This is a genomic window from Haladaptatus sp. DJG-WS-42 (genome assembly GCF_037198285.1).
GTDB lineage: Archaea > Halobacteriota > Halobacteria > Halobacteriales > Halococcaceae > QDMS2.
The window spans coordinates 855,141-868,249 of sequence record NZ_CP147243.1; the positions used below are offsets into that span (position 1 = coordinate 855,141).

Annotated in this window: 14 protein-coding genes; 7 read left to right on the plus strand and 7 right to left on the minus strand. The window is 61.5% G+C overall.

Features of this window, described 5'->3' with window-relative positions; genetic code table 11:
• Nucleotides 1-125: 125 nt before the first annotated feature.
• Nucleotides 126-467 (minus strand): cupin domain-containing protein, encoded by a 342-nt coding sequence (locus tag V5N47_RS04790; protein WP_338729718.1) that lies wholly within the window; start codon nucleotides 465-467, stop codon nucleotides 126-128.
• A 78-nt stretch (nucleotides 468-545) separates the two neighbouring features.
• Here V5N47_RS04790 and V5N47_RS04795 point away from each other — a divergent pair, with 78 nt between their 5' ends.
• Nucleotides 546-1,067 (plus strand): DUF5817 domain-containing protein, encoded by a 522-nt coding sequence (locus V5N47_RS04795; RefSeq protein WP_338729719.1) that lies wholly within the window; start codon nucleotides 546-548, stop codon nucleotides 1,065-1,067.
• On the opposite strand, the gene V5N47_RS04800 is transcribed toward V5N47_RS04795, so the two are convergent.
• Both V5N47_RS04800 and hmgA read right to left on the minus strand, forming a co-directional pair.
• Nucleotides 1,062-1,187 (minus strand): hypothetical protein, encoded by a 126-nt coding sequence (locus V5N47_RS04800; protein WP_338729720.1) that lies wholly within the window; start codon nucleotides 1,185-1,187, stop codon nucleotides 1,062-1,064. The genes V5N47_RS04795 and V5N47_RS04800 overlap by 6 nt on opposite strands.
• 111 nt (nucleotides 1,188-1,298) lie before the next feature.
• Nucleotides 1,299-2,510 (minus strand): hydroxymethylglutaryl-CoA reductase (NADPH), encoded by a 1,212-nt coding sequence (gene hmgA / locus V5N47_RS04805; protein WP_338729721.1) that lies wholly within the window; start codon nucleotides 2,508-2,510, stop codon nucleotides 1,299-1,301.
• Nucleotides 2,511-2,590: 80 nt separating this feature from the next.
• On the opposite strand from hmgA, the gene V5N47_RS04810 reads away from it, so the two are divergent.
• Together V5N47_RS04810 and V5N47_RS04815 are read left to right on the plus strand one after the other, a co-directional pair.
• A complete protein-coding gene (locus tag V5N47_RS04810; RefSeq protein ID WP_338729722.1) occupies nucleotides 2,591-3,097 on the plus strand; it encodes a GNAT family N-acetyltransferase in 507 nt (168 codons plus the stop codon).
• Nucleotides 3,098-3,134: 37 nt separating this feature from the next.
• Nucleotides 3,135-4,664, plus strand: a complete 1,530-nt coding sequence (locus V5N47_RS04815) for an amidohydrolase (RefSeq protein ID WP_338729723.1) — start codon at nucleotides 3,135-3,137, stop codon at nucleotides 4,662-4,664.
• Nucleotides 4,665-4,668: 4 nt separating this feature from the next.
• Here V5N47_RS04815 and gpmI read toward each other — a convergent pair whose 3' ends face one another.
• Nucleotides 4,669-6,183: a 2,3-bisphosphoglycerate-independent phosphoglycerate mutase gene (gpmI, locus tag V5N47_RS04820; RefSeq protein ID WP_338729724.1), complete on the minus strand. Its 1,515-nt coding sequence runs from the start codon at nucleotides 6,181-6,183 to the stop codon at nucleotides 4,669-4,671.
• Between the two features lie 95 nt (nucleotides 6,184-6,278).
• Here gpmI and V5N47_RS04825 point away from each other — a divergent pair, with 95 nt between their 5' ends.
• Complete coding sequence (locus V5N47_RS04825) at nucleotides 6,279-7,193, plus strand: sodium:calcium antiporter (RefSeq protein WP_338729725.1); 915 nt, start codon at nucleotides 6,279-6,281, stop codon at nucleotides 7,191-7,193.
• 45 nt (nucleotides 7,194-7,238) lie between these two features.
• A complete protein-coding gene (locus V5N47_RS04830; protein ID WP_338729726.1) occupies nucleotides 7,239-8,477 on the plus strand; it encodes a DNA double-strand break repair nuclease NurA in 1,239 nt (412 codons plus the stop codon).
• On the opposite strand, the gene V5N47_RS04835 is transcribed toward V5N47_RS04830, so the two are convergent.
• Entirely contained in the window at nucleotides 8,474-8,812 is a 339-nt protein-coding gene (locus V5N47_RS04835) for a hypothetical protein (protein ID WP_338729727.1), read from the minus strand. The genes V5N47_RS04830 and V5N47_RS04835 overlap by 4 nt on opposite strands.
• A gap of 139 nt (nucleotides 8,813-8,951) precedes the next feature.
• Here V5N47_RS04835 and V5N47_RS04840 point away from each other — a divergent pair, with 139 nt between their 5' ends.
• Both V5N47_RS04840 and V5N47_RS04845 read left to right on the plus strand, forming a co-directional pair.
• Nucleotides 8,952-10,742: an ATP-binding protein gene (locus V5N47_RS04840; protein WP_338729728.1), complete on the plus strand. Its 1,791-nt coding sequence runs from the start codon at nucleotides 8,952-8,954 to the stop codon at nucleotides 10,740-10,742.
• A 42-nt stretch (nucleotides 10,743-10,784) separates the two neighbouring features.
• Nucleotides 10,785-11,213 carry a universal stress protein gene (locus V5N47_RS04845; protein ID WP_338729730.1) on the plus strand — a complete coding sequence of 143 codons (429 nt, stop codon included), beginning with the start codon at nucleotides 10,785-10,787 and terminating at the stop codon, nucleotides 11,211-11,213.
• Between the two features lie 10 nt (nucleotides 11,214-11,223).
• Here the strand turns inward: V5N47_RS04845 and V5N47_RS04850 are convergent, their stop codons facing one another.
• The gene (locus tag V5N47_RS04850; protein ID WP_338729731.1) at nucleotides 11,224-11,688 is read right to left on the minus strand and encodes an ester cyclase; all 465 of its coding nucleotides are present in this window, start codon (nucleotides 11,686-11,688) and stop codon (nucleotides 11,224-11,226) included.
• A 252-nt stretch (nucleotides 11,689-11,940) separates the two neighbouring features.
• On the minus strand, nucleotides 11,941-13,011 hold the full coding sequence (locus V5N47_RS04855) for a KaiC domain-containing protein (protein ID WP_338729732.1): 1,071 nt from the start codon (nucleotides 13,009-13,011) through the stop codon (nucleotides 11,941-11,943).
• Between the last annotated feature and the right edge of the window lie 98 nt (nucleotides 13,012-13,109).

The following is a 13,109-nucleotide window of genomic DNA, read 5'->3' on the forward strand; positions in this document are numbered from 1 at the left end:
CGTTTTCTTTTTTCTCACTGGTGAGCCGACGGTGTACCTTTCAAAGCCTGGTTTCTGGGCAATTCGAAGACGGCTGCCGACGGCACTGGGCAGCTTGTGAAAATGCGCATCGCTCGGCGACTGACTCAGTCTTCCATCCACGGCACGTCGAGGCGCGGCGGGCTGAAGATGTCGAGGCCATCGACGGGCACGTCGCCGCGATTTTCTGCGGCGTGGGGTTCGCCGCCGGGGACGACGTAGGATTCACCCGCCGAAACAGAGATTTCTTCGCCATCGACGAGGAAGATGAGCGTCCCCTTCGTCACGTAGCCCGTCTGCTCGTGGGGATGGCTGTGTTCCGGGACTTTCGCGCCAGGTTCGATGTGGAAGTGCTGGACACTCATTTTCTCGCCGGCGGCGAGTTGGGCGAGGTGCACACCGTCGATGGCTTCGACTACGTCGCTGTCTGAAAGGGAGACTGCGTCCATGTGCGTGAGACGATAGCAACCCACAAAAGCATGGCCCTGGGCGGTGGATTCAACTCCCCGCACCGAGTGTGTGTTCGTATGTATGCGGTCGTCGGCTGTAGCAACTGTGGCGCGCTGAAAGTCGTCGAGGGACGCCCGAAGACGACGAACTGTACGAGCTGTGGCAAGCGCCTTCGCTACAAGAAACTGAAGAAATTTATTACGACCGACGACGCGAACGAAGCGCGCCAACACCGCGCGCAGATGCTCGCAAACCGGCAGGGCGAATCCGAGGCGTTCGCCAACGTCGATTCCTTCGGTGAGATGGAATCATATACGGGCGAGTCAATGATTTCAGACGAGGAGTACCTCGAAGGCTCGGGACTTGACGCCGCAGAAATCACGGCGGCGGGCAAGCAGGCGACCGCAAACCACGAGACCATGAGCAAGAAAGACACCGTACTCGCGGCGCTTGCGGAACTCGATTCACCCACGGAAACTGACGTGGTCAAGTTTGCCGAACAGCGTGGGGTCTCACGGGGCTATGTCGAGACGGCGCTTACCAGACTCGTACAGGCCGGAGAAGTGAGTGAAAGTCGGGGCGTCTATCGGTTGTTATAGCTGGCCAACCGCCTGCCAGATGGTGACGGCCGTTGCGATGATGCCAAGCAGGAGCTTCAGCAGGCGCAACAGGCGATAGGCGCGCGATGCCGCTGGCTGGTCGGAACAGGAATCGGTCATTTTCGTACCTCTGTGGAAACGCCCGCTGGTGCTCGCCAGCGGGCGCTATTATTCCAATTTCGAGCACGGTACAATAAACGGGAGCCGTAAGCAGGGTGAAAGTGAAACTGGTTATCGGCCTAACTCGGCATGTGCCGAAGACAGGTGTCTCGACGCCAGTGCCGACAGAAGCGAGAGTTCGCCAGCGAGTGCGCCGGTGGCTATCACTTCCGCCAAGGCGTCTGCGTTCGCACCCGCCGGGTCGCCGCCGCCGCGAAGCCCGAGCACGGAGAGCCCTTCTGCCTGCGTCGGGAGCTTCGTCCCGCCGCCAACGGTACCGACTTCGAGGCTGGCGAGGCTGATGCTCGCGTACAGTTCGTCCTCGCGGGCTTCCGCGGTGACAATCGCATTCGACCCTTCGACAACCTGTGCGGCGTCCTGGCCAGTAGCGAGGAACATCGCGGCCACGGTGTTCGCGGCGTGGGCGTTGAAGCCGAGACTACCAGCTTTCGCGCTTCCCACCAGATTCTTCCGGGTGTTGACCTCCGCTATCGCTTCTGGCGTGGTCTTGAATCGTTCTTCGACGAGTTCACGCGGAATGCGAACGTCGGCGACAACGGTGCGACCGCGGCCCTCGATGGCGTTGATGGCAGCGGGTTTCTTGTCCGTACAGAGGTTCCCCGAGAGCGCGACGAGGGAGGCTGGCGTTTCTTCTTCCACGATGGCGCTCGCGGCTTCGGTGGCGATGGTCGCCATGTTCATCCCCATCGCGTCTTTCGTGTCGTAGCCAAAGCGCAGGAAGACGTTGTCGCCGACGACGTAGGGCGTCACGTCAAGGAGTTCGCCGTGGCTCGTCGTCTCCTCTGCGGCTTCCTTCAACTTGTCCGTGTTCGCGCGGACCCATTCGACGACTTCGACGGATTCGGCCACGTCCTGCACCCGAAACACGGGGGCGCGGGTCATCTTCGACTTGATGACGCGGGCGGTCGAACCGCCTGCGGCGCGGATGGCGGAGAGTCCGCGGTTCACGCTCGCGAGCAGTGCGCCTTCGGTCGTCGCAAGTGGAAGGTAGAACGTTCCTTCTGCTTCGCCTCCGTGGATTGGCACGGGGCCCGCAACCCCGAGAGGAACCTGAATCGCGCCGACCATGTTCTCGATGGCCGAGGCCGCGTCTGCGGCGTCGAAGGCGTACTCGCCTGCCACAGAGAGGTCTGCGCCGGTTTCTTCTTCGACGTACAGGCGGCGGGCGGCGGCAGCCGTGTCCGCGTCTGCGTGCTGTTCGAGTTCGTGAAGCCGAATATCTCCGTCGCGGACGCGGGCGACGAGGTCGGCAGGCTCGGTCATGTTCCTGCCATGACGGGCCGGGCGCGTAACGATTGCGCTTCGCCCGTAGGCTTTTGTCGGCCGAACCTGTCATCGAAGCTATGCCATCCGGCGTGACCGTTCGTGCGGCAGCGTCCGAAGACGTGAGCGCAATCAAGCGTGTCGCGCGGGCAGCCTACGAAGCCGCCTACATGGAGATTATCGGACAACGAGAGATTGACGCGGCGATGACGGCATGGTACAACGACGAGAGGCTCCACGACGCGATTGTGAATCAGGAGACCGCGTACTTCGTCGCTGAAGCCGACGAGGTGGTTGGCTACGCCTCCGGCGGTGGAACAGACGAACTCGGTGAAGGAGAACTCTACAACATCTACGTCCATCCGGAATGGTGGGGCGAGGGCGTCGGCACCCAGTTGCTCTCTGCCATTGAAAATGAACTCACTGCCCGCGGTGTGTCGAGGTTGCAACTCCAAGTGTTCACAGAAAACGACGGGGCACGACGCTTCTACGAAGCGCGCGGATTCACGCGCGTCGGCGAAAAGGAGACCGACCTCTTTACCGGGACGACGACGGGAATTGTCGTGTACGCAAAGGCCCTCTCCTAGCCCGACTTTTTATCGCCACGGCCACAGAACAGGGGGTATGACCGAGGCCGCCGACCGCATCCTGCTAAACGCGGAGGTTCACACGCTCACCGACCCGGACGAAGTTGCAGACGGCGTCGCCATCCGCGACGGGCGCATCGTCCGCATCGACCGCGCCTACGAACTCGACTTTCTGGCTGGCACAGAGACAGAGATTATCGACCTTGACGGCAGCATTGTTCTCCCCGGGTTTATCGACGCGCACACGCATCTGAACATGGTTGGTCGTCGCCTCGTCCACGCCGACTTAGCCGATGCGAATGGCCCCGTTGACTGCCTCTCTCTGCTCACGGAATCCGCGCGCGAGTCGGGCTGGATTCTTGGCTACGGCTACGACGAAAGCGAGTGGGACGACGCCCGTTACCTTACCCGCGAGGACTTAGACGAAGTGAGTACCGACCGACCCGTGGCCGCCTTCCGCGAAGACCTCCACGTCGCCTCGCTCAACTCCGTCGCGCTCGACCAGTTCCTCGATGCCATGCCAGACGAGGACGTTCTCGCAGCGGGCGGCGAGCCAACTGGCGTCGTGGTCGAATCGGCGCTCGACGTGATTTTCGAGGCCACGGAACCCGACGCTGCAGAGATGCGCGACTTGCTGACGGCGGCCCAGCGCCACGCAAATGCCCGCGGCGTCACGGGCGTCCACGACATGGTTCGCAATTCGACCGCGCCCGAGGTGTTCCGCGACCTTGATTTGGAAAATGAACTCACCCTACGCGTCCGCCTCAACTACTGGTCTGACCATCTCGATGCGGCCGTAGAAACCGGCCTCCGGACGAATCACGGCTCTGCGATGGTTGAGACGGGAGCCATCAAGTCCTACACCGACGGCAGTTTCGGCGGGCGCACCGCGAAGCTGTCAACCCCCTATGCCGACGCCGACACGACTGGTCAGTGGGTCGTCACCCCGGAAGAACTCGACACCGTCGTCGGCATCGCAGACCGTGCTGGCTTCCAAGCCTGCGCCCACGCGATTGGCGACGAGGCGATTACTGCGGTTCTCGACGCCTACGAAGAACAGACAGCAGACCCAGAAGCCGCCCGCCACCGCGTCGAGCACGCGGAGCTGCTCACCGACGAGCACATCGAGCGGTTCGCGGAGTTGGGCGTCGTCGCCTCCGTCCAGCCGAACTTCCTGCGTTGGGCCGACGAGAGCGGCCTCTACGACGCCCGACTCGGCGAGCAACGCCGCCGCCAATCAAACCGCTACGCCGACTTGCTGGACGCGGGCGTCCCCCTCGCCTTCGGCTCAGATTGTATGCCCCTCGACCCACTCTTTGGCATCCACCACGCCGTGAACGCACCCGACCCCACCCAGCGCATCTCGGTGACTGATGCACTGCGCGCCTACACGGCGGGCGCGGCCTACGCCGGGTTTGCCGAAGACCGACGCGGAACCATCGAGAAGGGGAAGCAAGCAGACCTCGTCGTGCTCGACCGGTCGCCGTGGGAGCACGCAGACGCAATCGAGGACATCGACGTGACGATGACGCTTGTTGGCGGAGAAGTCGTCTACGACGGGCGGTAGAAAATTAGTTCAACAGCGATTCGCCGGTCATCTTCTCGGGCTTTTCGATACCGATGAGTGAGAGGAGCGTCGGCGCGATGTTCGCAAGCGTGCCGTCTGCGATGACGGTACGGCCGCCGTCGGTGTTTTCTGGCGTGAGATAGATGAGCGGCACCGGGTTCAGCGTGTGTGCCGTGTCCGGGTTTTCGGGGGTGCCCATGTCATCTGCGTTGCCGTGGTCTGCGGTGATGAGGACGTGCCCGCCCGCCTGCTGGACAGCAGCGACGAGGCGACCGAGTTGTGCATCAACGGCTTCGACCGCCTTCACGGCGGCGTCGTAGTCGCCAGTGTGCCCGACCATGTCGGGATTCGCGTAGTTGCAGACGAGCACGTCTGGGTCGTCGGTTTTGATGACCGAGAGCGCCGTATCCGTGACTTCTTTCGCGCTCATTTCGGGTTGCAGGTCGTAGGTCGGAACGTCCGGACTCTGGATGATTTTCCGAATCTCGCCGTCGAATTCGACTTCGCGCCCGCCGTTCAGGAAGTAGGTGACGTGGGCGTACTTCTCCGATTCCGCGAGGCGAAGTTGGGTGAGCCCTGCCGCAGACACGACCGCTCCGAGGGTGTCTTTGGGCTGGTTGGGCGGGAACGCCACGGGGACAGGGAACGTCTTGTCGTACTGCGTCATCGTGACGAGATACGTCTCCGGCGGGTGGGTCTCGAAATCCCATTCGGGGCGGATGTCCGCGAGCATGCGGGTGAGCTGGCGGCCGCGGTCTGAGCGGAAGTTGAAGAAGATGACCGCGTCGCCGTCTTCGAGGGCCGGGCCGCCCTCAATGAGCGTTGGCTCCACGAACTCGTCTGTATCACCGCGCTCGTAAGACGCTTCGACCGCCTCAACGGCGGAGGCGGCGGTGTACGGCGCGTCTCGGTTCACGATGGCGTCGTAGGCGCGGCGAGTGCGCTCCCAGTTCTGGTCGCGGTCCATCGCGTAGTAGCGCCCGGTGACGGTTGCCACGTTCCCAGTTCCCGCGTTTGTGGCGTGCGCTTCGAGGTCGGTGAGGAACTGTTGGCCCCCTCTCGGCGCGGTGTCACGGCCGTCGGTGAAGGCGTGGGTCACGGCGTCGATATCCCGATCTGCGGCGATGTCGATGAGCGCGTGGAGGTGACTCTGGGCAGAGTGGACGCCCCCGTCGGAGACGAGTCCCATGAAGTGGACGCGGCCGCCCGACGCCTCGGCGTGGTCGAACGCGTCCTGAATCGCGTCGTTCGTGGCGAACGAACCGTCGGCGATGGCGTCTTCGATGCGGGTGAACTCCTGCATGACGACGCGGCCTGCGCCGATGTTGAGGTGGCCGACTTCGCTGTTCCCCATCTGCCCTTCGGGGAGGCCAACGCGACGGCCGGAGACGGTCAGTTCGCCGTACGCGCCCGCTTCCGTGAGGCGGTCGAAATTCGGCGTGTCCGCGCCTTTCACCGCATCCAGCCGGTCGTGGCTCCCGAGTCCCCACCCGTCTAAAATGATGAGCGCCGCTTTCATGTGCGTGGAATTTTCGGCCACGGTAAATAGCGTGCTGGTCGGCGAAGGACTAACCTGTCGGCTGTCGTAGCCGTTCGTATGCTGGAGGTCCGTGGGTGTTAGTCGAAATACTGCTCTTTCTTGGTGGCCTCGCGCTGCTCGTTTACGGCGCGTCGCGCGCCGTCGGTGAGGCAAGTAACCTCGCACTGTACTACGGCGTCACGCCGTTTTTCATCGGCGTGACGGTCATTTCAATTGGGACGTCAGTACCAGAAATGGTCACCTCCGTCCTCGGGGCACGACTCGGCGCGGGCGACATCGTCGTCGGGAACATCGTCGGCTCAGAAACCTCCCAAATCACCCTCGCCATCGGCATCGTTGCGTTGGTCGCCCCCGTCGTCGCCACCCGCCGCGAGGTGCTCGTGTACGGCGGCGGCATGGTGCTTTCTATGGTCATCATGATGCTCGCGCTTGACGACGGGGCGCTCACCTTCTCAGAAGGCGTGTTGATGATGCTCGCCTACGTCGAGTTCATCTACATCCTCTATACGAACGCGGGCGGCGAGGAGATAGCAGAAGAAACCGTCGAACGACAGACACCCCGCGAAACTGTCCCGTGGATTGTGGTTGGGCTTATTTTCGTCGTCGTGGGCGGGCAGCTGATGGTCACGAACGCGATTTCGCTCGCCCGCCTCTTTGGTATCTCTGAGTACTTGATTGGCCTGCTCACCGGCCTCGGGACGACCGCGCCGGAAATCGCGGTTGCGGGCATCGCCGCCTACCGTGGCAACGGCGGGATTTCGGTGGGTGCGTTGCTCGGGAGCAACATCACCGACCCCGTGTTCTCCCTCGGCGTTGGCGCGCTCGTTGCAGACGTGGTCGTCGATACGGCGGCGATTTCAACCTCGCTCACCTACATGCTCGGTGTCTCGATTCTCGTCCTCGCGCTCATGTACTGGCGGCGCGGCCTCGGGCGGTGGGAGGCACTCGTCTGTATTCTGCTCTACCCGGTGAGCCTCCTGTTTCACTGAGCGATTACCCCGGTGTTTTTCTCGCGGGCCGCAGATGAACGGGATATGACACTCGACCCGGTCCACTTCGACGGCATCGCGGATCTGGCCCGCCGGATCGAGCAGGACGTGGATGCGAGCGACCACCGCGCGTTCGCAGAGACCGTCTGGAACGAGTTTTTAGACCCGCTCTGGGACGGCAATACGAAAGTCCTCGAACCGCTCGACAAGGTGGCCAGAAAGCGCATTGACATCGCCGATGTCGCTCTCTGTGATGACCGCTTTGAAACGTGCCACGGCATCGACTCTGGCACCATCAACCCGACGACGTTCAAAAACGGGCTGGTCATCGACGTGGCCCAAGCGGCGATGAGTGCGGTTCCCTCTGATTTAGCGCTCCACCGCTCACGGACGATGGTTGCCACCGTTCACACGAACGACACGGCGGGCACGTTCGACGAGGACTGGTCGATGTTCGACGACGGCTACAGTCGCGCTCGGCTGTTCAAAGTCCCGCGCGTGAGTCGCTACGAGGGGGCCGTCGTCCACGCGCTCGCGCTCTATCTCGCAGAGAGCAAACACGCCCTGTTGCAGGCCGACGTGGTCGAAAACCTGCTCGTCCTCGATGGGCCAATCTACCCGAAAGGCCTGTTGAACTGGGAGAATCGGCATCCCGAACTCCGCGAGTTGCTCGTAGAGGACAAGCGACCGCGTGACGTGGTCGAAAACTACGTCCGGTTGGTCGAGCGCTTTGCAAACAGAGAGATTCCGCTCATCGGCTTCGTGAAAAACACCTCGACGAAGGCCATCACGAACGCTGTCCGCGGAAAAGCAGAGGCCCCGTGGGTCAACGACGCCGCCTTCTTCGCAAAAGTGCTCGAACGCCGGGCAGACGACGAGCGCCTGACCGATTGCCTGACATTCACCAATTGGTTCATCTCGCGAGGCGGCGCAGACGAGACGTTTTCGGTGAAAGGCGACGCGCTCGACATCGACCGCGAACTGCCAGCCGAACAGTACGAAGTGACGTTCTTCATCGTCTACGACCCACGCCAAGACCTCGTGTACAAGGTGGAAGCGCCGTACGCGTTCACGAAAGACGAGGAACTGCGAGAGCAGCTCACCATGCAACTGCTCTGTGACGTGGCGCGCAATCGTGGGCCACCAAAGGTCATCGGAAAGGCGGACGAACTCGCGCGCATCAGCCAGCAAGAGAAAGAATCACTCAAACAAAAACTCGAACAGACGTTCCATGCAGACCGTGAGCGCACCTACGACGACGTGCGCTGGGGACTCGATTATTAAGTTTCCGGGTGAACTTTCGACAGTTCGAAATCGACGTCACTCGACGGAAGGCCAAGCCGCGCAAACTGCGTGCGGATGTGGTCGTAGGCATCGCGGATGGCTTGCTCGCGCGTCTCGAAGCCGTGTGGTGAGGGCGCTTCGAAGGCAACGCGGCGTTCTTCGTCGTTGATGGTCTGGACCTGTCCGCCGCTTTCAACCTCGTAGAACGAATCACACACCCAGACGTAGGGCGCGCCGTCGTCCGGCGCACCGCGGTAGGTTGGCGGGCGCTCGCCGCGCTCGTACAGCGTCCCGGTCAGCGTCGTCCCACCGGCGTGGCCACGAATAAGCAGCATAGGATATGTTTGGTTCGCTGAACATATACGATTGGCTGTACCTCTAGGAAGTAATGAATTGGATTGTTGAGCAGTTAGCACGGCACACGGCGAGCGCGTCGTGGGAAACGGATTTGTGGGAATGGTGTGATTGGGGCATATGACCGACCTCGGTGACTTCAACGATTTCGACCCCGACGACGGGGACGTTGAAGCGACAACCGCGACGGAGAGCGATTTTGAGCCCGTGACCGTAGAGGGCGTGGGACCAGACCGCGGCATTGGCACGCTCGCTGTCTCCGCTGGCCTCTCGATTGGCGAAGACCGCGACGAGACGTGTCTCAGAGCCTACGTGACCGCGAAAAACCGCTCTGACGTGCGTATTGGAAAATATCTCCTCATCTCCTATCCCGACGGCGAGAGCCTCTTTTGCCGGATTACGACGCTCGAATACGCCCAAGAGTACTACACCGACGACGCCACCGAGATTCACGCCCGCCGCGCGATGCGCTCTTCTGGCATCGACGAACACGACTACAAGTTCATGGCCTCGCTCGAACCCATCGCGGTGCTCTACGAGGACGACGGCGAACTCAAACGCCGGATGACCGACCGCGTCCCGAAGCCAGAAACCGTCGTGCGCGAGGCAACCGACCAGACAGAAATCAAGACCGGCCTCAAGATTCCAGAGGAAGGCGTCTTCCTCGGGCACCTCTCGGTCGGTGGCGAGAAAGTCCGGACGGGCGCAGAGCCACCGACCATCGACTACCGCGTCAAGGACAACTACGAGTCGGGTGACCCGCTCGTGTTTCGCCACACGCTGATTGCGGGTGGGACGGGGTCGGGGAAAACCCACAGCGCGAAAAACGTCCTCAGGCAGTATCTGAGCGAGGCACGCACCTACCCAGTCGAAGCCGGGAGTTCACAGGAGCGCCGGATGGCCGTCGTCCAGTTCGACCCCCAGGACGAGTATGCCCAGATGCACGACGACAACCCGGAGATGACCACGGAGTTCGCTCGGCGGTGTGAACGCGAGAACATCGCCCACGGCGGCCACGAGGACACCATCGCGTTCATCCCGAAAGTCGAGGGGTCGAACTACGCCGCAGACCACCACCGCGCAGAGCAAGTCGAGTTCACCATCCCGTTCTCGCTCGTGCGCAACAACCGCTGGCTCGTCGCGGGCGGGAGTCTCAACGACAACCAGTACAACGCCCTCGACTTCCTCTTAGACCGCTACTTTAGAACCGGCTCTACGCACACCTATCGCGGCTTCCTCTCGTTCCTTGACGACCCCGCCCTGCGCGAGGAACTCGACGAGAGCGGGCGCGTCCACGAGGCCACCTTCGATGCCGTCCACCGCCGGGTGCGCTCCTCGGCGTTCAACAGTGTGTTCGACCAAGACGCAGCGCCGATTACTGAGCAGATTCACCGCCTCGTGCGGGCCGGCGGCCTCACCGTGATTCCGACCTACCACGTCACGAATAGCCGTGCGACCGAAGTCATCGTCCTCGCGGTGGCAAGCCTGCTCATCGACCAGAAACTCTCGAACGACCCGCAGTTCGACCGCATCAAGGAGACGCCGCTCGTCGTCGGGATGGACGAGGCGCACAACTTCCTCGCAGATGCGGAGAGTGCCCAAGCGCGCAAGGTGATAGGCAAGTTCACCGAAGCCGCAAAACAGGGCCGGAAAGAGCGCCTTGGCCTCTTTCTCATCACCCAAGACCCACAGGACATCGCCGAACCGGTGTTCAAGCAGGTGAACACGAAAATCGTGCTGAATCTGGGTGATGTAGACGCCATCAAGAGCGTGAACATCCCCGCGAATTTAGAGAAGAAAGTGCCCTACATGGAGAAAGGCCAGATGGTGATTTACTCGCCGGACAACTCAGAGCCGGTCGAGTTGATCGGGCTCTCTAAATGTCTCACCCGACACGGCCGGGGCGCGTAGGGGTAACGAGTCTTTTTGACGGCTGGGGACGTATCAGATGCTATGGGAAAGCGCCTGCTGATTCCGATGGACGGCTCAGAGCAAGCCGTCCACGCGCTCCAGTTCGGCCTCAAAGAGTTTCCGAGTTCGGACATCACCATCCTCCACGTCATCAACCCAATGGACACCGGCTTTAGCCCGCAGGCGTCGCTCCCCGGCTACGCAGAGGAGTGGTACAAAAACGCAGAAGAGAACGCAGCTGAGATTTTCACAGAGGCGGACGATATCGCAGGCGAGTTCGACCGCGGCGTCGATACCGAACAGGTCGTCGGACGGCCAGCCCGTGAAATCGTCACGTACGCGAAGGACAACGACGTCGACCAAATCGTGATGGGAAGTCACGGGAGAACGGGTGTTTCGCGCATTCTCCTCGGGAGCGTCGCTAAAAACGTCGTCAAACGGTCGCCAATTCCGGTGACCGTGGTTCGCTAAAAAGAGGGAGTTACATCCCGATTTTTTGCAGGTCGTCCGGGAGGACGCCGAGCTGTTGGGCGTAGTTTAAGCTGTCGTCGATGACCCAGAACTCTGCGAGTTTGCCGTCTTTGATGCGGTGGAACGCCACGCCCGACGAGCGGTAGTGCTTGCCGGTCGGGTCGATGCCCGCGAGTTCACCACGGGTGAGTTCGCCCGTGAACGTGCCTTCTTCCATGAAGCGAAGGACGACAACGTCGTCTTCTGCGATGAGTTCTTTGGCGTCAACGGTGAAGTCGGGGAAGGCCGTCCGCCACGCTTCGACGTGCTTTTGGAAGCCCTGTGGCCCGGTTGCGACCGTGTTGCCGTCGTCGTCAAGGACGCGGATGTCGTCGTGGGCGAGTTGCGAAAGCGACTCGAAGTTCCCTTCGTTCCAGCACTCTTTGAGCGTGCGCTCTACGATTTGTTTGTTCTGTGCGGCTGTTGAAACTGCCATATTGTCCCTCCAATCGTCTCTCTGGCGTGCCCCGCCCGCAGAGACGTATAGGTAGTTCGTCGGCTGAGACGATAGCCGTAATTCAAGGGTTTGGGAGGGTCTGTGCGGCTTGCAGGATGGATTTGCGGTAGAGCGGTCGCTGTGCAGTTGGCGTCAAGCACTCTAATCGAACGCGCCAGCGGCGCGTTCGGCTTTTTCATGCAAGTTTTTGCCAGCGGGGGTTGCGAAGCAACCCCCCGCCGGAAAAAGTTGCTAGAAGATATTCGCCTGCTGATACACACTAATCCCGGTGCCCGTAATCTCGTAGGGTTTGGTCTCCCGGGAGTGGTTCGCGTTACGGATTTTCTGGATTTCGACGGCCAGTCGCGTTTCGCGGAAATCAGAGGGGCGGACGTACTGGAGGATGAACACGGCGTCGGTGAGGTACTCAACAATCCCGTGGCGCGAAGCGTAGGGATTGTCGTCGCTGGCTTCGCTCGTGAGCATCGTCGTGATACCGGCTTGCTTGAGCGCGCGGGTGAAGTTGAAAATCTCGGTGCGGCGCTTTGCCTGCTGGTCGTACATCATTTCGAGCAAGGAGACGGAGTCGAGGACGAACCGCGACGCGCCGAACTCGGAGATGAGTTCAGGGAGTTCAGACCGGATGTTGTCGAGGCTGTTTGCCATCTCGACGGGGTCTAAGTCGATGACGGCGAGTTGGTCGTTTTCGATGTAGGTGTCGAAATCGTAGCCTTTCTCGACCGCGGTGTTGATGACCTGTTCTTGGCTCTCTTCTAAGGTGATGTAGATGGCTTTTTCGTCGTTTTCGAGGGCGTGGTGGAGAAACTGGAGCGCGAACGTGGTTTTGCCCGTCCCGGCGCTCCCGATGGCGACCATCAGCGAGCTTTCGGGAACCCCGCCTTGAATCATGTCGTCTAAGCCGAGAATCCCGATGTCGATACGCGGGATGTTCGAGTCGAGCGCCTCGTCATCGAAGTTTGCGTTGCCACCCGAGCCGCTGGGGCCAGGGGCGTTTCCGAAGGCGCTTGCAAAGTCGTCATCGAACAGCGAGTCGTCGTCAAGCCCGAACGAGTCGTCACCGCCCATCCCGAAGTCGGCGTCACTGCCCATGCCAAACTCGCCGTCTCCACGTTCATCCATGCCGAACGCGGCTGCGTCATCAAAGCCGTCACCGTCGGCTGGGTCCGCGTCTTGTGGGTGGTCGAGTTGCTCGCTCGATGCGTCTGCGGTCGAATCTGCGTCAGTGTCGTCGCCTGCGTCGTCCGAGAGGCCGCGTTCGAACCAGTCGTCACCCTTGTCAGTCGGCTGTTCGTCCTCGCTCACGAACACCACCTCATGACTGGCCGCTGAGACATACGCTGACCTCGCGCCGATGCCTGATTAATGTTGCCCGAACGTGGGCAGATTTTTACACCGCCAGA

What these genes read in the sequence shown, in the direction of transcription:
- V5N47_RS04790 (WP_338729718.1), bottom strand. Translation starts at nt 467, where the DNA reads ATGGACGCAGTCTCCCTTTCAGACAGCGACGTAGTCGAAGCCATCGAC.
- V5N47_RS04795 (WP_338729719.1), top strand. Translation starts at nt 546, where the DNA reads ATGTATGCGGTCGTCGGCTGTAGCAACTGTGGCGCGCTGAAAGTCGTC.
- V5N47_RS04800 (WP_338729720.1), bottom strand. Translation starts at nt 1,187, where the DNA reads ATGACCGATTCCTGTTCCGACCAGCCAGCGGCATCGCGCGCCTATCGC.
- hmgA (WP_338729721.1), bottom strand. Translation starts at nt 2,510, where the DNA reads ATGACCGAGCCTGCCGACCTCGTCGCCCGCGTCCGCGACGGAGATATT.
- V5N47_RS04810 (WP_338729722.1), top strand. Translation starts at nt 2,591, where the DNA reads ATGCCATCCGGCGTGACCGTTCGTGCGGCAGCGTCCGAAGACGTGAGC.
- V5N47_RS04815 (WP_338729723.1), top strand. Translation starts at nt 3,135, where the DNA reads ATGACCGAGGCCGCCGACCGCATCCTGCTAAACGCGGAGGTTCACACG.
- gpmI (WP_338729724.1), bottom strand. Translation starts at nt 6,183, where the DNA reads ATGAAAGCGGCGCTCATCATTTTAGACGGGTGGGGACTCGGGAGCCAC.
- V5N47_RS04830 (WP_338729726.1), top strand. Translation starts at nt 7,239, where the DNA reads ATGACACTCGACCCGGTCCACTTCGACGGCATCGCGGATCTGGCCCGC.
- V5N47_RS04835 (WP_338729727.1), bottom strand. Translation starts at nt 8,812, where the DNA reads ATGCTGCTTATTCGTGGCCACGCCGGTGGGACGACGCTGACCGGGACG.
- V5N47_RS04840 (WP_338729728.1), top strand. Translation starts at nt 8,952, where the DNA reads ATGACCGACCTCGGTGACTTCAACGATTTCGACCCCGACGACGGGGAC.
- V5N47_RS04845 (WP_338729730.1), top strand. Translation starts at nt 10,785, where the DNA reads ATGGGAAAGCGCCTGCTGATTCCGATGGACGGCTCAGAGCAAGCCGTC.
- V5N47_RS04850 (WP_338729731.1), bottom strand. Translation starts at nt 11,688, where the DNA reads ATGGCAGTTTCAACAGCCGCACAGAACAAACAAATCGTAGAGCGCACG.